The 19,881-nt window shown below is 56.3% G+C and carries 18 protein-coding genes; 3 read left to right on the top strand and 15 right to left on the bottom strand.

All coding sequences use genetic code 11. From position 1 onward, the window contains the following. Positions 1 to 178 precede the first annotated feature (178 nt). The 13 genes from B5E62_RS11430 to rho all read right to left on the bottom strand — a co-directional run bounded on the left by B5E62_RS11430 (position 179) and on the right by rho (position 14,245). On the bottom strand, positions 179 to 1,264 hold the full coding sequence (locus B5E62_RS11430; RefSeq protein ID WP_087174703.1) for a sugar ABC transporter substrate-binding protein: 1,086 nt from the start codon (positions 1,262 to 1,264) through the stop codon (positions 179 to 181). Further along, positions 1,261 to 2,862, bottom strand: coding sequence for a response regulator (locus tag B5E62_RS11425; protein ID WP_087174702.1), 1,602 nt, complete (start codon positions 2,860 to 2,862; stop codon positions 1,261 to 1,263). Before B5E62_RS11425 ends, B5E62_RS11430 begins: the two co-directional genes overlap by 4 nt. Continuing rightward, positions 2,840 to 4,342 carry a sensor histidine kinase gene (locus B5E62_RS11420; protein WP_087174701.1) on the bottom strand — a complete coding sequence of 501 codons (1,503 nt, stop codon included), beginning with the start codon at positions 4,340 to 4,342 and terminating at the stop codon, positions 2,840 to 2,842. Before B5E62_RS11420 ends, B5E62_RS11425 begins: the two co-directional genes overlap by 23 nt. A 3-nt stretch (positions 4,343 to 4,345) precedes the next feature. Further along, a complete protein-coding gene (locus B5E62_RS11415; protein ID WP_087174700.1) occupies positions 4,346 to 5,365 on the bottom strand; it encodes a sugar ABC transporter substrate-binding protein in 1,020 nt (339 codons plus the stop codon). A 6-nt stretch (positions 5,366 to 5,371) separates the two neighbouring features. Beyond that, a complete protein-coding gene (locus B5E62_RS11410) occupies positions 5,372 to 6,190 on the bottom strand; it encodes an AraC family transcriptional regulator (protein ID WP_087174699.1) in 819 nt (272 codons plus the stop codon). Between the two features lie 27 nt (positions 6,191 to 6,217). After that, positions 6,218 to 7,285 (bottom strand): histidinol-phosphate transaminase, encoded by a 1,068-nt coding sequence (gene hisC / locus B5E62_RS11405; RefSeq protein WP_087174698.1) that lies wholly within the window; start codon positions 7,283 to 7,285, stop codon positions 6,218 to 6,220. Between the two features lie 18 nt (positions 7,286 to 7,303). Further along, positions 7,304 to 8,491, bottom strand: a complete 1,188-nt coding sequence (locus tag B5E62_RS11400; protein WP_087174697.1) for a pyridoxal phosphate-dependent aminotransferase — start codon at positions 8,489 to 8,491, stop codon at positions 7,304 to 7,306. 56 nt (positions 8,492 to 8,547) lie between these two features. After that, complete coding sequence (locus tag B5E62_RS11395; protein ID WP_087174696.1) at positions 8,548 to 9,453, bottom strand: DUF2156 domain-containing protein; 906 nt, start codon at positions 9,451 to 9,453, stop codon at positions 8,548 to 8,550. A 32-nt stretch (positions 9,454 to 9,485) separates the two neighbouring features. Next, entirely contained in the window at positions 9,486 to 10,559 is a 1,074-nt protein-coding gene (prfA, locus tag B5E62_RS11390; RefSeq protein WP_087174695.1) for a peptide chain release factor 1, read from the bottom strand. 28 nt (positions 10,560 to 10,587) lie between these two features. Next, positions 10,588 to 11,469, bottom strand: coding sequence for a peptide chain release factor N(5)-glutamine methyltransferase (gene prmC / locus B5E62_RS11385; RefSeq protein ID WP_087174694.1), 882 nt, complete (start codon positions 11,467 to 11,469; stop codon positions 10,588 to 10,590). Next, positions 11,432 to 12,370 carry a DUF1385 domain-containing protein gene (locus B5E62_RS11380; RefSeq protein WP_087174693.1) on the bottom strand — a complete coding sequence of 313 codons (939 nt, stop codon included), beginning with the start codon at positions 12,368 to 12,370 and terminating at the stop codon, positions 11,432 to 11,434. The genes prmC and B5E62_RS11380 overlap by 38 nt, the downstream gene beginning before the upstream one ends. Before the next feature lie 70 nt (positions 12,371 to 12,440). Next, entirely contained in the window at positions 12,441 to 12,644 is a 204-nt protein-coding gene (gene rpmE / locus B5E62_RS11375; RefSeq protein WP_033124288.1) for a 50S ribosomal protein L31, read from the bottom strand. 98 nt (positions 12,645 to 12,742) lie between these two features. Then, positions 12,743 to 14,245 (bottom strand): transcription termination factor Rho, encoded by a 1,503-nt coding sequence (gene rho / locus B5E62_RS11370; protein ID WP_087174692.1) that lies wholly within the window; start codon positions 14,243 to 14,245, stop codon positions 12,743 to 12,745. A gap of 212 nt (positions 14,246 to 14,457) precedes the next feature. Here rho and B5E62_RS11365 point away from each other — a divergent pair, with 212 nt between their 5' ends. From B5E62_RS11365 to B5E62_RS11355, 3 genes are read left to right on the top strand one after another with little or no spacing between them, the layout of a single operon-like run. Beyond that, entirely contained in the window at positions 14,458 to 15,606 is a 1,149-nt protein-coding gene (locus B5E62_RS11365) for an NAD(P)-dependent malic enzyme (protein WP_087174691.1), read from the top strand. Next, positions 15,606 to 16,568, top strand: coding sequence for a TIGR01212 family radical SAM protein (locus B5E62_RS11360; RefSeq protein ID WP_330398111.1), 963 nt, complete (start codon positions 15,606 to 15,608; stop codon positions 16,566 to 16,568). The genes B5E62_RS11365 and B5E62_RS11360 overlap by 1 nt, the downstream gene beginning before the upstream one ends. Continuing rightward, positions 16,561 to 17,073, top strand: coding sequence for a DUF4364 family protein (locus B5E62_RS11355; RefSeq protein WP_087174690.1), 513 nt, complete (start codon positions 16,561 to 16,563; stop codon positions 17,071 to 17,073). The genes B5E62_RS11360 and B5E62_RS11355 overlap by 8 nt, the downstream gene beginning before the upstream one ends. A gap of 12 nt (positions 17,074 to 17,085) precedes the next feature. Here B5E62_RS11355 and B5E62_RS11350 read toward each other — a convergent pair whose 3' ends face one another. Beyond that, entirely contained in the window at positions 17,086 to 18,801 is a 1,716-nt protein-coding gene (locus B5E62_RS11350; RefSeq protein WP_087174689.1) for an ABC transporter ATP-binding protein, read from the bottom strand. Between the two features lie 2 nt (positions 18,802 to 18,803). Beyond that, on the bottom strand, positions 18,804 to 19,739 hold the full coding sequence (cysK, locus tag B5E62_RS11345; RefSeq protein ID WP_087174688.1) for a cysteine synthase A: 936 nt from the start codon (positions 19,737 to 19,739) through the stop codon (positions 18,804 to 18,806). Between the last annotated feature and the right edge of the window lie 142 nt (positions 19,740 to 19,881).

Raw genomic sequence — 19,881 nt, 5'->3', positions numbered from 1 at the left:
CTCCATTCATATAAGAATTATTTGATGGTTATACTATAACAGGATGGCATCTGGACATGTTTGCAAAGGTCTGTACAAATTTATGAAGATGGCGGCGCAGAAAAAGGGGCTAGCACTTTTTTGCGCTCGCCCCTATCAAAAATATCCTATTGACACATGGATTTTCTATATTTTTTTGTCAGTTTTCCACATTCAGGTAGACCTCTTCCCTGGAATGAAACCCGGATGCGATGATGACATCATCCATATTTGCGGCTGTCACAGCCACCGGCTCCAGGCCGTAGTAGGGCACCTCCTGCCCGTCCTCATTCTCTTTCACGTCAGAGGCCTCCAGCACGTCGCCCACGATCTGTTCCCCTCTGGCCAGCTTTACCGTACACTCCGCAGCCTCCTTGGCCAGGTCATTGATGGGCTTATACACAGTCATGCTCTGCGTGCCCTCCACGATCCTCTGGCAGGCCTCCAGGTCTGCATCCTGTCCTACCACCACGACCTCGCCGGCGAGCTGTCTCTCGCTCAGAGACCGTATCACATAGCCCGCCAGCCCGTCATTTCCGCACATGACCGCGTCAATCTCCTCCTCCGTACCCGCGAAGGCGTCCGCCACGGCCTGGGTGCCGTTCTCCGGGGTCCAGGATTTCACATGGCTCTTGTAGACGATCTTCCAGGGCCCTTCTCCCAGCTCCGCCTCGAAGCCGTTCATCACATCCATGCTGTTGGAATCAGCCTCCGGGCCGCAGATCATGACCACGTTGCCGCCTTCCGGCAGATTTTCCTTGATGCTCCTGGCCATCAGGGTCCCCACCATCTCATTGTCCACTGTGATGTACAGGTCTGTCTGCTCCCCCTGGATGAGCCTGTCGTAGGAGATGACCTGGATCCCCTTGTTGCGGGCGTCCTCCACCTCCTCCGTCAGGGAGTAGCAGTCGGTGGCCACGATGACGATGGCGTCCATATTCTCCTCGGTAAATTTGCGTATCTGCTCCTTCTGCTTCTCCACGTCCCCGTTGGCCGTCTGCACGTCCACCGTGGCTCCCAGCTTCTGGGCCGTGTCCACGAACACATCCCTGTCTCTTGTCCACCTCTCCAGCACAAAGGTGTCAAAGGTGATGCCGATACGTATGCCCGTATCCTCCTCTGTCCCCGCCTCCCCATCCGGCTCCTGGGATGTCTCCTGGGAGGTGTCCGCGCAGGCTGTCAAAAGGAGCGCCGCCGTGACTGCAAGTGCTGCAGCGGAGGCTGCAAATCTCTTTATTTTCATCATATCGATCCCCCTCCTCTGTATTCTGTCGGTGTCATTCCTGTCCACTTCTTAAAAATGCGGCTGAAGTAGTTGGGGTCCTGGTAGCCCGCATCGTGACAGATTTCCTTGATGCTCCTGTCCGTGGCCCCAAGCTGCTCCTTGGCGTAATCCATCCGCAGCTTTGTGGTGTACTCTATGTAGCCGGTCCCCTCGGACTCCTTAAAGAGCTTGCTCAGATAGTAGGGACTGATGCCCACCTCTCTGGCCATCTCCTCCAGGGACAGCTCCTTGTTAAAATGCTCCGCGATATACTGCTTTGCCTGCTCCACGACACTGTCCGTCTTCGTCTGCTGCTTCCTGGCAATGTGGCAGACACTCTCGTCCAGCTTTTTCAGGAACCAGTACCGCAGCTCCTGGTAGGAGCCAAAGGAGAGGAGGAGCTCCATGTAGCCTTCCCTGTCCTCGAACCGGTACTCGGACAGTCCTCCCTGCACATAGGCCAGATGCTCTGCAAAAAGGACAAACTCCATGGCCTTCAGCCGGACCACGCTCTTCAGCTCCGGCTCATAGCTCTGCATCCAGTCCATGTACCTTTCCCCATAAATCCTGGTGTTTTCGATATCGCCGCTTTTCACGGCTGCGAAAAGCTCCTTCTCCAGCTCCACGGGATAATCGTCCGCATAGCCGCAGCTTGTGGTGATGTCATTGGCGTGGGTCACTTTTCCCACTGTCTGGTGCACGCTCTCCAGGGCCTCACGGTAGGATCCCTCCATCTCACTCCAGGTCTTCACTGTGCCGATACCTGCCTTGAACTTCAGCTCTGTCTGCTGCTCCAGCTTCCGCAGGAGAGCCCGGGCGTTCTCTATCTTCATGACCCGCTGGCTGTACTCCTCCTCCTCGCCCTGACAGGGGACGAGCACAATGACCTTGTTGGCCATGAGAGCGCCCACGATCCCGCCGGTGGCCTCCTTCACCGTCTCCCTGAAGACCATGTAGTGCTTCTGCAGCTTGATGCCGGCCCCAACCGTATTGGTCAGCTCACCCCTGCGGAGCTCATCCCCGCACTCGATCACCATGACATAGCCGTAGTCCTCCTCTATGTTGAGAAGGTCTCTGTATCCGGCGTACTCCTCCTTTCCGCCGCCCTCCATGAGGACGCTGTACACAAAGCCGCTCTCTATCATGGGCACGACGGCCTCCAGCTTCTCCTTGACACGCAGGTCATTCCGCGCTTTCTCCCTGCGCTCCCGCACCTGCTTCATGGCCTTCCTGATGGTATCCGTCAGCGTGTCCCGGTTGACAGGCTTCGTCAGATAGGAGAGGACACCCACATCTATGGATTTCTGAGTATATTCAAACTTGTCGTAGGCCGTCAGCACGATAAAGACCACATGCTTGTCTTCCTTGCGTATCTCCTGCATGGCCTCGATCCCGTTTATGCCGGGCATCTGGATGTCCATCAAAATGATGTCCGGGTGGAAGCTCTCCGCAAGCTCTATGGCAGTCCTCCCGTTTCGCGCGGCTTCCAGCTCGCACTCCCCGCCGAAGGCCTTCTCTATCATATACTGAAGGGACTGCCTGACAATTCCCTCATCGTCACAGATCAGTATTCTCGTCATCCTCTCTCTCCTTCCCGCCTCTTGGGATATACAGCGTCACCGCCGTGCCTCCCTCTTCTCTCCTCTTTATCTCCAGCACACGCTGCCGCCCGTAATAGCTGCGCAGCCGGCTGATCACATTGTCCAGACCGATCCCCTCCGAGTCCCGTCCGCTCATACTGTGAGCGTTCTCACCCCGCATGACCTTCTCCGCCGTCTCCGGGTCGATCCCCACTCCATTGTCCGTGATATCTATGCAGACTACATCCTCATCGCCATGGACAGACAGGTGGATGACCCCCTCCCCCTCCATCTCGCGGATGCCATGGTTGACAGCATTCTCAATGATAGGCTGCAGGATCATGCTGGGCGTGGAAATGTCCAGCAGTCTCTCATCGACCTGTCTGATATAATGGATGTCTCCCGCAAACCTCACGTTCAGGATATAGATATAGCTGTCCACCAGCTGCAGCTCCTCCCGCAGGGACACATCCCTCTCCATCTTCCGGACATTGTAGCGGAAGAAGTCCGCCATATTCTGGATAAACATGCAGGCCTTCTCCGCCCCCTCCATCATGGCAAGCTGGGCGCCGGCATTCAGGCTGTTGAAAAGAAAATGGGGGTTGATCTGGGCCTGCAGATATTTGAGCTGGGCCTCCTTCAGGTCGTTTTTCATGCGCAGCTCATTGGCCACAAGTTCATTCTCCCTCTCATAATTTTTCTTTGTCTCTTCTATATAATTGCGGATGCTGCCGATCATCTTGTTGCAGGCCTTTGCCACAGCGCTCACCTCATCCCCCGTCTCCACGATGGGAAAATCCACCGCCATATTTCCCTGAGCAATCTCTGTGGCCACACCCGCCAGCTCGATGAGGGGCCTGGTGATGCTCCTGGTCATCATGATGATCCAGCCCACCGCGATGGCCATGACGGCGAAGAGGACACAGATGCTGAACCCCGTTGTGTAGCTCAGTATCACCCGGAGCGTGGAGTAGCTCTTGGCATTGCTCGCAAAGGTGGAGATGTTGATGCTGTTGATGTTGGCCTGGATAAAGCCGTAGATCTCTTCTGTCTCCTGGTAGGCCTCCCGGACGCCCGCGGCGTCTCTTCCCCGCTTTCTCTCCACCGCCTCGTCCGCCTTCTCCAGATAGGTCTGGGAGAGGGAGTAAATGTTCTTCTCCGCCAGCTTCACCGGGTCACTGCTGATCTCCTGGTTCAGGCCGTCCAGGAGCTCCTGATAGTCCTGGCTGTAGCGGTAGTAGTCCTCCAGGGAATCCGAGCTCTTCGTGTTCAGATACTGGTAGAGGGAATCCTGGACATCGCTGACGTTGGCTGACAGGTCGTTGAACTGGATATTGCTGTTGTAGACCGTATCCATCTCCCGTATGGTCCTGTTCAGATTGTAGTAGATAAAGATAACAATGACAAAGACGGTGACCGACACAATGACAAATATCTCAACAAGCTTCACCCGTATGGATTTTGACTGGGTCTCTTCCATCTCTTACTCCCCGCTTTCTTCCTGGATAAAATCCTGCACGTTTTCTTCATTGATCAGCTCCACGGACACCGGAAAATACTCGCTTGTATACCGCTGGGACAGATATTCCTCCATGGCCTCCATGGAAAGCCGGCCCGCCTCCTTCGCATCCACCATGACGGTGGACTGGATGATCCCCTTCTGTATGCCCTCCAGTATCTCCGGCGAGGAATAATAGCCGATGATCTTCACCTTTCCCACCAGATTATAGTCTCTGACACACTGGTAGGCGCTGATCGTGTCCACCACACTCAGACAGACCAGGACGTCCGGGCGGTCCTCCTCGTCCAGGAGGAGTCCCCGCACCCTCTCCTCTGATACAAATTCCCTGTCTTCACCAGTCCGCACCGTGGACACAGAGATATCCGCAGAGGCCCGGGCGATGGCCTCACTGACCCCCGTGTAGATAAAACTGGGGGATCTCTCCTCCTCGTTCACCGGGACCAGCACAGCCGCTCTTGCGCTGTCACCCTCCACCGCTTTGAGCACTTCCCTGCCGTACATCTCCCCAAGCGTGTAGTCGTTTGCCCCCACATAGCTGACCCGCCCACTCTCCGGCATGTCCTCCATCAGCGTGACAACGGGGATGCCCTCCTTCTCAGCCTGAGCGATCATTTCTTCTATATCCTCCGAGTCGTCCGCCTCGATGACGATCCCATCCACCCTGGAGTCAATGGCCATGCGCATCAGCTCCTCCGACGTATAGTCCCCGTTCAGCAGGGCGCCGAAATCTTCCACATAGATGCCCGCCCCGGCTCCGGCGGTCCTGGCCTCCCCGTACAGAGACTCCCAGAACACGTCTGACGGGTCCCCGCTGACCATCGCCACATGGTAGGAATAGCTGCCTTCCTCCCCGCCGTCGGTCTCTCCGTCCCTGTCCTGGTCCAGCAACATACTGAACCCGAGCATAATGCTCAGGACAAGAAGGACCGTGGCCGCCATGACCACATACATAAACCGGTTGTTGTCTATAAAACGCTTCATGCCTCATCAATCCCCTTTTCGGAACCTGCTCGGCAGCATGCCGTACTTCTCCCTGAAAGCCCTGGCAAAGGCCTTGCTGTTAGGGAAGCCGCACTGTACCGCGATATCCCCTATAGAGCGCTCTGTCCGCTCCAGCTGCTCCAGGCCGTGCTCCAGACGGATACCGTCCAGGTAGGCCTTGTAGTTCGTCTGCGCGTACTTGCGGAACATCCTGGACAGGTAGGTGGGCGAGTACCCGAAGGTCTTTGCCAGCGTCTCCAGGGAGAGTTCCTTGTTATAATTTTTCTTCATGTAATCCGTGATGGCAGACAGGCGGTTCAGCTTTTTCCCCAGGCGCACCACCTCCTGGCTCACCTCTGTCTCCCTGTATTTTGTCACCAGTATATAGGTCAGCATATAAAACTGGCTCTGGACCTTCAGCTCATACCCGCATTGCCTCGACTGATAGGTCCGGTACATGTCTTTGATGAGCTTCATCACCTCGTCATCCTGGAGCCGGGAGCTGCGCGAAAAATAAATAAACCGCTCGTCAGTATAGTAATTTTCAAACGTAGAGAGCGGTATCTGCAGCACGATGGTCTGGTTTGCCCTTGGCGAGAATACAGAATGTACCTCATTGGAATTGACCAGCATAAACTCACCGGGCCTTAAGGGATATTCCTCCTCGTTGATGAAGAAGGTCAGCTCTCCTTCAAAGAGGGCGAATATCTCTATGGACCGATGCCAGTGCTTCTGCCTTATATAATTTCCATCCTTCCCCTCGAAGACAAACAGCTTGAAAGGTATGTCCTCGTTGGGTCTTATGATCTCGTGAGAGTATTCCATGGTCAGATGCCTCCGGATGCGCTGTCCCTACACTGCCTTTCTTCCTGCCATAAAAGCCTCCAGGGCGGCGAAGAGCTTCTCCATCTCCTCATCCGTCCCCACTGTGATGCGCACGTACTGGCGGATCCTGGCGCTGTCCCACCAGCGCACGTAGATCCCCTTCTCCTTAAGCGCCTCAAATATCTCCCTGGCGTCATAGTCCGGATGGGTGGCAAAGAGGAAATTGGCGCTGGACTCCGGGAAAGAAAAGCCAAGCCGGGCAAGCCTCTCCCCGGCCCGCTCCCGTGTTGCCTTTATCTTCTCCACTGTCTCCTCAAAATACGCCCGGTCCTTCACCGCCTCGGCGCCGCACACAAGGGAGGCCCGGTTCAGGGTGTAGGAATTGAAGGAGTACTTTACATCGTTCAGATACCGGATCAGCTTCGGGCTGGCGATGGCGTATCCGATGCGCATGCCCGCCATGGACCGGGATTTGGAAAAGGTCTGTGTCACTACCAGGTTGTCGTATCTGTCTATAAGCTCTATAGCCGACGGCCCTGCATAGTCGATGTAGGCCTCGTCTACAATGACGATCACGTCCCGGTTGTGGCGGAGGATATCCTCCACAAGCTCCAGGCTCTCGTAGAGGGCTGTGGGTGCGTTGGGATTGGGGAAGATGACGCCGCCGTTCTCTCCGTAGTAGTCCTCCCTGACGATCCGGAAGTCCTCATCCACCTTTTTGCACTCGTAGGGGATGCGGTACAGCCGGGCCCACACCTTGTAGAAGGAGTAGGTGATATCCGGGAAGAGGATCGGTTTATCTGAGTTAAAAAAGGTGAGGAAGCACAGAGAGAGGACATCGTCGGAGCCCACTCCCACGAACACCTGGTCTCTTCCCACCTTGTAGTGATCCGCAATGGCATCCACCAGCACACTGCAGGCCGGGTCCGGATACAGGCGGAAATCCGCCGTGTCAAGCTCCCGCAGAGCCCGCTCCACTCCCGGTGCCGGGGGATAGGGATTTTCATTTGTATTTAACTTGACCACCCTCTGCCGGGGCTGCTCTCCCGGCACATAGGGTTCCACCTTCCGTATATTTTTCTCAAATGCTTCCATATGTTCTATAGTCCCTCTCTAGAAATACTCCTTAGCCAGCTCCCTGAATTTGGGAAGCGAATTCACGATAGTCTCATGTGCCACGCAGTAGGCAAGCCGCACATAGCCCGGGCAGGCAAAGGAGCTTCCCGGCACCATGAGGATGTGGTACTTTTTGGCTGCCGCGCAGAAAGCCTTCTCGTCCTCCACCGGAGACTTCACAAAGAGATAGAAGGCTCCCTCCGGCTTGATGCACGTAAAGCCGCACTCCTTCAGGCCATTGTAGAGAGTCTCCCGGTTCCGGTCGTAGAAGGAGATGTCCGTCTCCTCGTCAATGCACTTTGCCACCACCTTCTGCTGAAGAGTGGGCGCGTTCACAAAGCCGAGGATGCGGGTGGCCACATTGGCCGCCAAGAGCACAGTCTCACTGTCCGCCGCCTCATCCGGGATGACCAGGTAACCGATCCGCTCTCCCGGCAGGGACAGGGACTTGCTGTAGGAGTAGCCGACAATGGTGTTGTCGTAGTATTTCGTCAGATAGGGAACCTCCACTCCATCGTACACCAGCTCCCGGTAGGGCTCGTCGGAAATGAGGTATATGTCCGTACCGTACTCCCTCTGCTTAGCATCCATGATGGCCGCCAGTCTTTTAATGGTGTCCTCGGAGTACACAACGCCGGTGGGATTGTTGGGCGTGTTGACAATGACCGCCCTGGTCCTCGGAGTGATCTTTGCCTCGAACTCTGTGAGCCTGGGCTGGAAGGTGGCCGTGTCAGGGGACACCTCCACGAGAACGCCGTCATAATTGTTTACGTAGGAACGGTACTCCCCGAAGTAGGGGGCAAAGGTGATGACCTCATCCCCCGGGTTCAGAAGGGTCTTTAATATCACGTTGAGTCCGCCCGCTGCACCCACGGTCATGATGATGTTTTTGCCCTCAAAGGAGGTGCCGAAGCGCCGGTTCAGAGAGTCTGCCACTGTCTGCCTCACATCAGCGTATCCGCTGTTGCTGTTGGTGTAGCCGTGGAGCACCACCGGGTCCTCCTCGTCCAGGAGCTCGATAATCGCCCTCTTCACAGAGGCGGGAGCCGGCACATTGGGGTTGCCCAGGCTGAAATCATACACGTTCTCCGCACCATACAGCTCTGCCATCCTTGTGCCCTCCTCGAACATGGCGCGGATAGCCGAGCTGTTGGCCACCATTCCCTTCATCTTATCTGCGATCATTTCTTTTTCCTCCTTATCCTGCACAGGCAGCGTCCGCCTCCCCGGCGGCGCCGTCCCTATTTTTTTTCTGTCACAACGCCCTTTTCCACCATGAACACAGGCCGATAGGAGCGCTTTGCCTTGCGAAGCCCCTCGTCCCCCGTGTCTTCTTCACGGTTGACATACCTGTAATCCATGCACTCGTGCTCCACAAACTGCTGATTGATCATGGTGTATGCGCCCTGCACATCCGGGAAGGCCTTCTCGATGTGCACCACAAAGGTGTCCGAACAGACCGGCTCCCCGATGGTGAATGCCACGATCCGGCCATCCACCCTGAGGATACCCCCTGTCAGCTCCAGCTCCCTGAAAAGCCGCAGGGAATTCAAAGTGACGCACATCTCAGAGTTCTTCTCCGGGTCGTCGTCACAGCCGTTCTGGTTCCTCCACTTCAGCGCCATCTGGAAGCACTCCTCCAGATTGTCGTCTGACATGGTCTCATAGCTCCACCGCCCCTCGTAGAGGGACTTGAACTTGTTGATGTGGTTCCTCTTGCCGTGAAGCTTCTTGCCCGCCAGAGTGCACAGCTTCTCCGACTCATACACATAGTCCGCAATGTCCTCGTTGTACTCAATCTGGAAGCGTCCCGGATACCAGCCCTCTATCTGGTCAAAGTGGTCCGGCGTCACATTGTACAGCCGGAAGGGCACGCCCCTATCCTGGCTGTACTCATACAGCCTGTCCAGAGCTTTCCTTACGTTGCCCGCCTCTCCCGCCGGGTAGGCGAAGGCAAAGCTGTCCTCATCCTCGCTCTTGAAGACGAGGGTGTCTTCTATAATGGCAAAGGTCACATTGTAGAATCTCGCCCAGAGAAAAACATTCACAAAGGTCCTCTCACAGCTGCGACTGGTGTGGTGCTTAAAATAGTGTGAGATCACTTCCTTGTCCTCCAGCTGCGGTCTCTTAAAATCATATTCCAACATACAATATCAGTCCTTATCCTCCTCAAATCCGCCTATTCTTCATTCATATTCGCAAGCTTGGCCGCCTGGTCCGCCGCGATCAGGCTGTCGATTATCTCGTCCAGGTCTCCGTTCATGACGCTGTCCAGCTTGTGGAGCGTGAGCTTGATCCGGTGGTCTGTCACACGGCCCTGGGGGAAGTTGTAGGTCCGTATCTTCTCAGACCGGTCCCCCGTGCCGATCTGGCTGCGGCGGGCCTCCGCCTGGGACGCCTGCTGCTTCTCCATCTCCAGGTCATAGAGCTTGGAGCGCAGGAGCCGAAAGGCCTTCTCCTTGTTCTGGAGCTGGGACTTCTCTGTCTGGCTGTAGATCACGATACCTGTGGGGTAGTGGGTCAGACGAACGGCCGAGTCTGTAGTATTGACGCACTGTCCGCCGTTTCCGGAGGCTCTCATGACATCGATGCGGATATCCTTCTCATCGATGACCACGTCCACCTCCTCTGCCTCGGGCATGATGGCCACTGTGATGGTAGACGTGTGGATGCGCCCGCCGCTCTCTGTCTCCGGCACCCTCTGCACCCGGTGGACACCGCTCTCGTACTTCAGCCGGGAGTAAGCCCCCTGCCCGGTGATCATGAAGACCACCTCCTTGAAGCCGCCGATACCGTTCTCATTGACAGATATCAGCTCTGTCCTCCACCTGCGTCCCTCCGCATAGTGGACGTACATGCGGTAGACCTCCGCCGCGAAGAGGGCGGCTTCATCGCCGCCGGCTCCCGCGCGTATCTCCACGATCACGTTCTTGTCATCGTTGGGGTCTTTGGGGAGAAGGAGTATCTTCAGCTTCTGCTCCAGCTCCTCCACCCTGGCCTTGGACTCATTCAGCTCCTCCTTGGCCAGCTCCTTCATCTCCTCGTCCGTCTCCTCCTCCAGCATCACCAGACTGTCCTCGATGGCCTGGTTGTTTGCCTTGTACTCTTTATATGCCTCCACGATGGGGGCCAGGTCATTCTGCTCCTTCATCAGCTTCCGGAAGCGGTCCTGGTTGTCCGCCACGCCCGGCTCCGAGAGCTCGTTCATGATTTCCTCATAGCGCACGAGCAGATCGTCCAATTTATCAAACATGTTCTTTCCTCCTGCATTCATTTACACTCTATTTATTGTACATGCCCATGACAACACGGTCAAGTCCGGCAAGGTCCTTTTTCCCCTGGACACAGGCAAAGCCGGCCGCCTCAAGGAGACGGGAAACGTCTTCCCTCTGGTCATGACCGGTCTCCAGGATGAGCCATCCGCCCCTTTTCAGATGGCTTCCCGCCCCGGCAGCGATCCTGCGGTAAAAGTAAAGGCCGTCCTCGTGGCCGTCCAGGGCGATGTAGGGGTCGTGGAACCGCACTTCCTCCTGCAGTTCCTCTATGACGTCCCTCCGGATATAGGGCGGGTTGGACACGATCATGTCGTAGGGCCCTCCGGCGCTCTCAAAAAGGTCGCTGTGTATCAGGCGGACCTGCGCCCCCAGAGCCTGACAGTTCTCCCTCGCCGTCTCAAGGGCCTCCTCCGATATGTCCGCCGCGTCGAAGCGGCTCTCCGGAGAGATCTTCCCCTGTTTCCTTCCTATTAAATAGAGACTGGCGGCGATGCACCCGGAGCCGGTGCAGAGGTCCAGCACCTCCATTCCCCGCTCCAGCTTCTCCAGAGCGCACTCCACCACTGTCTCTGTATCCTGTCTGGGGATCAGCACATGCTCATTGACCTTAAAAGGGTATCCCATAAACTCCTGCACTCCCGTGATGTGCTGAAGGGGGATCCTGGCGGCCCGTTTCTCCACAGCCTCCCTGTAAGCCAGGACCTTCTCCTCCGTAAGCTCCCGGAAGGGGTCCAGCATATAGTCCTGAGCCGTGATCCCGGCGGCATATTCCAGGAGGAGTCTGGCGTCCAGGGCCGCCTCCTCTATCCCGCACCGGGACAGTCTTTCCGCCGCCTCTCTTACCAGGGCACTAAGCTGCCCTCTCTGTGCCAAAGTTTTCTCTCTCATATTTCCTCCAGTCAAAGACAGCCTCCACTGCCTGGATGGCCACCTCGATCATGCTGTCATCCGGCTCCTTCGTTGTCAGCCTCTGTATGCCAAGTCCCGGCATACTGAGCAGATTGATGACCGGATTGTCTGAATTTCCCGCAGCTTTGAGCACCTCGTAGGATATCCCCGCGATGACCGGCAGAAGGGCGATACGCACCACTACCCGCATAACCGGGGACTCCACCTGGACGAGGAGCAGCAGCACGATGCTGATCAGCAGGACAAAGAAGAGAAAGCTGGTGCCGCACCGCTTGTGCTGTCTGGAGCTGGCCCGCACGTTCTCCACAGTCAGGGGAAGGCCGTGCTCAATGCAGTTGATACACTTGTGCTCCGCCCCGTGATACATGAAGGTGCGCTGGATATCCTCCGTCCTCGAGATGAGCAGGATATACACGATAAAGATGCCAATGCGCACAAAGCCCTCGATCACGGTCCGCACGTGATAGGAGGCGACCAGAGGCTCCAGAAGCCCGGACAGGAAGTAGGGCAGTATCATGAAGATGCCCACTGCCAGCACGACGGAAAAGGCCATCACGCCCCGCATCAGCCACTTCTCCTTCCTCTCCCTGTCCTCTTCCTCCTCCCTTGACAGCTCCTTTTTCTCCTCCTCGTCCTCGTAAAAGCTGGCCGACCAGGTAAGGGTCTTCATGCCGAGCACGAGGGAATCGATAAAGTTGAAGATGCCCCTGACTAAGGGGATCCTTGACAGAGCGCCCACTCTCCCGGCAATCCCCGTGTAGCGGTCCCGGCTCACCTCTATCTGGCCGTCCGGCCTTCTCACCGCCACAGCATACTCCTCTTTGTGCTTCATCATGATCCCTTCCAGGACTGCCTGACCGCCTATATTCGAAGATTTCATCGATGTCCTCCTTAATTCCCGCTATGAAAAAGGGTTGAGATCGTAAAATCTCAACCCATTCACTGTCATCTTATTTGTCCAGGCCGTATTTCTTGTTGAACTTATCTACACGTCCGCGAGCCTGAGCGGCTTTCTGCTGTCCTGTGTAGAACGGATGGCACTTGGAGCAGATTTCTACGTGGATATCTTCTTTTGTAGAACCAGTCACAAATGTGTTTCCACAGTTGCATGTTACAGTTGCCTGATAGTAAGCTGGATGTATTCCTTCTTTCATTGCCTTTCACCTCTTCTTTATTCTCTCGCGCCAGAGCGCGATAATCTTATTCGTTTTCTAAACAGCTCTGTAATTGTATCACAAAACTCCACTCTTGTCTAGATTAATTTTGTCTTTTTTACAACCTGCACAAGCTCCCTGTTGGACCTGGTACGGGCGAACATATTGAGGATGTTGTCCACAGCCTCCTCGGCTCTCATGCCGTTGAGCGCCCGGCGCATGGAATTGACGGCCTCCTGCTCTTCCCTGGAAAGGAGAAGATCCTCCCGCCTTGTACCAGACTGGGGAATATCGATGGCCGGGAACATTCTCCTCTCGGAAAGCTTTCTGTCCAGCACAAGCTCCATATTTCCTGTCCCCTTGAACTCCTCATAGATGACGTCGTCCATCTTGCTCCCCGTGTCCACCAGGGCTGTGGCCAGAATGGTCAGGCTGCCGCCCTCCCGTATATTCCTGGCCGCGCCGAAGAACCGCTTGGGCATGTGGAGGGCCGCCGGGTCCAGACCGCCGGAGAGAGTGCGTCCTGACGGCGGAACGATGAGGTTGTAGGCTCTGGCCAGCCTGGTGATGCTGTCCAGAAGGATCATCACATCCTTGCCGTGCTCCACAAGCCTCTTGGCCCTCTCTATGACCATCTCGGACACCCGCTTGTGATGGTCCGGCAGCTCGTCAAAGGTGGAGTAGATGACCTCTACATTTTTTCCCTCAATGGTCTCCTTGATGTCCGTCACCTCCTCGGGGCGCTCGTCGATGAGGAGGATGAGGAGATGGATCTCCGGATTGTTCCTCTTCACTGAGAGAGCCACCTCCTTAAGGAGCGTGGTCTTTCCTGCCTTGGGCGGAGACACGATCATGCCCCTCTGTCCTTTTCCGATGGGCGAGAGCAGGTCCATGATGCGCATGGCCGTGCTGCTCCTGCCGCTCTCCAGCGACAGCCTCTCATTGGGGAAAATTGGAGTCAGGTCCTCGAAATTGGGTCTTCTTGCAGCCACGGCGGGATGGATATCATTGATCTTCGACAGGTACAAAAGGGCGCTGAACTTCTCCTGCTGGGTTTTTATCCTTGTGTTGCCCTCCAGGATATCTCCTGTCTTCAGATTAAACCTCCGGATCTGGGAGGGTGAGACGTACACGTCGTTGTCTCCGGGCAGATAATTCTCGCACCGGATAAATCCGTATCCGTCAGGCATGACCTCCAGGATACCGTGGGCCGTAATGCCACTGTCCAGGCGGTCTATGTCATGGAGCTCCCTGTCCCCTGTGTTGGCCGACAGCTCTTTTACATTATCCTCCGTCAGCTTCACCTGGCTCATATTGGAATGGTTTGTATTTATATTGTTATTGTTCACAGCTTTGCGGTGATTCTCCTGCCGGTGCTGGTCAGACCTCTCATGCCTGTCCCCCCGGGAGGCGCTCCTGCTCTCCGCAGGCTTTTCCGCCGCCTTCTCCGCCTTTTCCTCTTTCTGCTTATCCTTTTCATCTTCCTCAAGCATACGCTCAATAAGCTCCGCCTTTTTGAGACCGGAGACACCCTTCAATCCTCTTGCCTTGGCAAGGTCCTTCAGCGTGGCAAGGGAAAGAGACTCATATTTTTCTCGCATATAAACTAATCCTTTCTTTCACTGTCTGCTTATCTTTATGTTTTCGGGATTGTTAGTCTGACATGACCGAACGGAAATATAGGCTTATTATACAATACCTTTCCTGATTTTTAAACCCCCAATTTCACGAAATGATTTTTATTGCACCGCAATTGAATGGATGTTATGATTATAAGCGGTATAAAAGACGAACAGAAGAAGGTGGAGATCATATGACATTACAGGAAAAAGCCCTTGAAATGCACAGAAAATGGAACGGAAAGCTGGAGACGACAGCCAAGTCACACGTAAGCTCCCGGGAGGATCTGTCTATCGCCTACACCCCCGGCGTGGCGGAGCCATGCAAGGTGATCGCGAAAGACAAGGAGGCCGCCTACGCCTACACCATGAAGGCCAACACTGTGGCCGTGGTGTCCGACGGCAGCGCGGTCCTTGGCCTTGGTAACATCGGCGCCCTGGCCGCCATGCCCGTCATGGAGGGGAAAGCGGTCCTCTTCAAGGAGTTCGGAGGCGTCAACGCGGTGCCCATCTGTCTGGACACCCAGGACACGGAGGAGATCATCCGGACCGTGGTCAACATCGCCCCCGCCTTCGGCGGCATCAACCTAGAGGACATCAGCGCCCCCCGCTGCTTTGAGATTGAGTCCCGCCTAAAGGAGCTCCTGGACATCCCGGTGTTCCACGATGACCAGCACGGCACGGCCATCGTGGTGCTGGCGGGCATCATCAACGCCATGAAGGTGACGGGAAAGAAAAAGGAGGACGTGCAGGTGGTCGTGAACGGGGCCGGAAGCGCCGGCGTGGCCATCACAAAGCTGCTCCTCACCTACGGGTTCCCCCATGTGACCATGTGCGATATTAACGGCATCATCGGGGAACACTCGGAAAATCTCAACTGGATGCAGCGGGAGATGGCAAAGGTCACCAACCTGGAGAAGAAGACCGGCACGCTGGCAGACGCTCTGAAAGGAGCTGACATCTTTGTGGGCGTGTCCGCACCCGGCATTGTGACAAAGGAGATGGTGTCCTCCATGAACAGGGATTCCATCCTCTTTGCCATGGCAAACCCGGTCCCGGAGATCATGCCGGACCTTGCAAGGGAGGCCGGCGCAAGGGTCGTGGGCACAGGCCGCTCCGACTTTCCCAACCAGGTCAACAACGTGGTCGCCTTCCCCGGCATCTTCAGGGGGGCCCTGGAGGGGCGGGCCACACAGATCACGGAGGAGATGAAGCTTGCCGCCGCCCACGCCATCGCAGGCCTGGTGCCTGAGGAGGAGCTGAACGAGGAGAACATCCTCCCCGAGGCCTTTGATCCCCGCGTGGCGGACGTGGTGAGCAGGGCTGTAAAGGAACTGATCTAGTGGAAGGCCTGACAGAGTCTCCGGCAGAAAAGCCCGTATACTGGAACGGACGGCCCTACCACAGCCTGGACTACCACCTCCGGCACACCTTCGGCGAAAAGCTCTACAGGATTTCCCTGGACGCAGGCCTCACCTGTCCCAACCGGGACGGCACTCTGGGGGAGCGGGGCTGCATCTTCTGCAGCCAGGGCGGCTCCGGGGATTTCGCCTCGGACAGGCGCCTGTCCATCACAGAGCAGATCGAGGCCGGAAAGCGGCAGTCCGCCGCAAAATTTAAGGGAAACGGCTACATCGCCTACTTCCAGGCCTACACAAACACCTACGGTCCCCTGCCCAGGCTGCGCCGGCTCTTCCTGGAGGCAGCCTCACACCCGGATATCCGGGCCCTCTCCATCGCCACCAGGCCCGACTGCCTGGGCCCGGAAGTCCTGGAGCTCCTCGGGGAGGTAAACCGTATCAGACCGGTCTGGGTGGAGCTGGGTCTTCAGACGGTCCACGAGAGGACCGCTGCTCTCATCCGCAGGGGATACCCATTCCCCGTGTTCGGGCAGGCCGTCCGGAATCTGCGGGCCATGGGTCTGGACGTGATCGTCCATGTGATCCTCTTTCTCCCGGGAGAGACGGAGGAGGATATGTACCGGACCATCTCCCGGCTGGACCGGATGGACATCCAGGGCATAAAGCTGCAGCTTTTGCATATTTTAAAAGGGACAGACCTGGCTGACTACTATGCGGCGCACCCCTTTTACATCCCCCGGATGGAGGATTATTTCCGGGTGCTCGGAAACTGTGTGAGCCTGCTGCGCCCCGATATCGTCATCCACAGGCTCACAGGTGACGGGCCGAAGGAGCTTCTTATCGCTCCCCTGTGGACCGGGAGCAAGCGGTATGTGCTGAACCAGTTCCACGCCTATCTGAAACGCCAGGAAATCTGGCAGGGAAGGAGTTATATACATGTCTGAACCATTTACACTCTACAAGCTGATCATACTGTACATGCTGGACAAGGTGGATTTCCCGCTGACAAATGCCCAGATCTCCGGCTTTATCCTGGACAAGGGCTACACTACCTACTTCAAGCTCCAGCAGGCTCTTTCCGAGCTGGCCGAGTCCGGCTTCATCCGGGAGGAGGCGACCCACAGCAGGACCTTTTACCACCTGACAGAGGAGGGCGAGGAGACGATCCACTTCTTCCGGAACAAGATTTCCGACGCCATCCAGAAGGACATCGACGGATTCCTGAAGGAAAAGCACTACGAGCTGAAAAATGAGGTGTCCGTGAAATCCGACTATTTCCCGGCCTCAGGCATGGAGTTCACGGTCCGCTGCCAGGTCATCGAAAACAACCAGCCTCTCATCGACCTGACCCTCACCGTCCCCTCGGAGGCCGAGGCGGAGACCATCTCCAACAACTGGAGCAAAAAAAATCAGGAGATTTACGCACTCATCATGCAAAATCTCCTGTAAACCGCAGGGCCTTTATTTCAGTTCCTGCGTGTGATACAGACGGGCGTACTGCCCGTCTTTTTTTATGAGCTCCCCGTGGGTGCCGCTCTCCTGGATCCTTCCTTCATCGATCAGGATGATGCGGTCTGCGTCCCGCACAGTGGCGAGCCTGTGGGCGATGATAAGAGTCGTCCTGCCAGCCCTGAGCCCATCAAAACTCTTCTGTATATAGCTCTCCGTCACCGTGTCCAGGGCGGAGGTAGCCTCGTCCAGTATCAGGATCTTCGGGTCCTTCAGGAAAATGCGGGCGATGGCGATCCTCTGCTTCTGTCCGCCCGAGAGCATGGTGCCCCGCTCTCCGATGTAGGTGTCAAAGCCCTTCGGCATCTCCATGATATCATCAAAAATCTCCGCCTTCTTTGCGGCCCGGACCACCTCCTCGTAGGAGGCATCCGGTTTTCCGTAGCGGATATTCTCGTACACCGTGTCCGCAAACATGAACACGTCCTGCTGCACCATGCCGATATTGTCCCTAAGGGACCTCTTTCTCACATCCCGGATGTCCGTCCCGTCGATCCGGATGGAGCCGCCTGTCACATCATAAAACCGGGGGATAAGCTGGCAGAGAGTCGTCTTCCCCCCGCCGGAATGGCCCACAACGGCCACTGTCTGGCCGGGCTCTATGTGAAGGTCCACGTCAGTCAGGACTTCCCCGTTATCGTTGTAGGAAAAGCTGACATGGTCCATATCGATCCGCCCCTCCCGCACAGAGAGATCCGCAGCCCCCTCCCTTTCCTTCACCGCGGGCTCAATGGCCATCAGCTCCCGGAAGCGCCTAAGCCCCGCCGTTCCGTTGGTGAATATCTCGGCAAAGTTGGAGAGCTTTCGGACAGGAGTGATGAAGGTACTGATATACAGATTAAAGGTAATGAGGTCCACGTAGTTCATACGCCCCTGCATGATGAGCCATCCTCCGAAGGTGATCACCGCCACGGGCATGATGCACATGAAAAACTCCAGGGAGGCGTTAAACCTCCCCATCGCCTTATAGTAGCCGCTCTTGGAAGATTTAAACATATCGTTGGAGTGGTCGAACCGGGCCTGGTCCACCTCCTCGTTGGCAAAGGCCTTTGAGGTGCGGATGCCTGAGATGCAGGACTCGATGTCCGCATTGATGGAGGCCATCTTCTGCTTCACCTGCAGGGAGGCATCCGACATGCTCCGCCTGCAGAGCATGACCACCACAAGAAAGACCGGGATGATCACCGCCACCACAAGGGCCAGCCGCCACTCGATGGAGAACATGACTCCCAGGGCTCCCGCAATGGTGAGGACCGATATCAGCAGGTCCTCCGGCCCGTGGTGAGCCAGCTCCGTGATCTCAAAGAGGTCTCCCGTCAGCCGGTTCATCAGCTTTCCCGTCCGGTTGGTGTCATAAAATTCAAAATCCAGGTCCTGGAGATGGCGGAACAGGTCCCTCCGGATGTCCGCCTCCACCCGGACGCCGAAAGTGTGCCCCCAGTAGGTCATGATGTAGTTGCAGACTGACCGCAGCACATAGCTGACCGCCACGATGGCCATGACTGTAAAAAAGGTGCCGTACAGCTTATCCGGCAGCATCTCGTACATGGCATGCCTGGACACCAGGGGAAAGGCAAGGTCCACCGCCGCCACCAGGACGGCGCAGGACATATCCAGCAGGAAGATGCCTATGTGGGGCCTGAAATACGAAAGCAGTGTCCGCAGCATCTCTACTGCCCCTCAAAAAGAGGCGTGGAGAAATACCTCTCGGCCGTGTCCGCCAGGATCGTCACCACGGTCTTTCCCTTTCCCAGCTTTCTGGCCATGCGCTTCGCCACAGCCACATTGGTGCCGCTGGAAATACCGCACATAAGGCCCTCCTTTGAGGCCAGCTCCCTGGCTGTCTCCAGCGCCTCCTCGTCTGTCACTATTTCAATATGGCTGTATATCTCCTGGTTCAGGATGGCCGGGATGACGCCGCCCCCGATCCCCATCTGGATATGAGTTCCCACCTCTTTTCCCGAGAGGATGGCGGCATGCTCCGGCTCTGCCGCCCAAATCTCCACGTCCGGATTGGCCTCCTTCAGGGCCTCCCCCACGCCTGTGATAGTGCCTCCCGTGCCGATGCCGGAGCAGAACCCGTCGATGGGTACGTCCGCCTGCTCCAGGATCTCACGGCCTGTCTTCTCCTTCTGGGCCTGGCTGTTGGCCTCGTTTTCAAACTGCTGGGGCACATACACGTCCGGGTCCTCCGCCGCCATCCTCATGGCGGTCTCCAGACACTCGTCGATACATTTCCCGATATTTCCCGCATCGTGGATCAGCTTCACCTCCGCACCGTAGTGCCTTACCAGCTTTCGCCGCTCCTCGCTCACCGAGTCGGGCATGATGATGACAGTCCTGTACCCCTTGACCGCACCGATGAGGGCGAGACCGATGCCCTGGTTGCCGCTGGTGGGTTCCACGATGGTAGTCTTCCCCGGCCGAATCATCCCCTTCTTCTCCGCCGCCTCTATCATGTTAAGGGCGGTCCTTGTCTTGATGGATCCTCCCGCGTTCATAGCCTCAAATTTCACGAGTATCTGGGCATCCTCCGGTCCGGTCATGTGGTTCAGCCGGATCAGAGGCGTGTTGCCGGTAGCCTCAAGTACATTCTCACAAATCATTCCTTTATCTCCTCCGCATGCTGGGTAGTGTCAAATACTACCTGTTTTTTTGTATCTAAATTCTATAGAAACCTTGATTTTTAGGGAAATCTTCAATAAAAAGAGCATTGACCTCCCTTTTCTGGTATAATGTCTATCGCCA

This window comes from Lachnoclostridium sp. An118 (genome assembly GCF_002160985.1).
Lineage (GTDB): Bacteria > Bacillota > Clostridia > Lachnospirales > Lachnospiraceae > Claveliimonas > Claveliimonas stercoravium.
The sequence above is the reverse complement of the archived record's forward strand: the minus strand, read 5'-3'. Positions and strand labels throughout refer to the sequence as shown.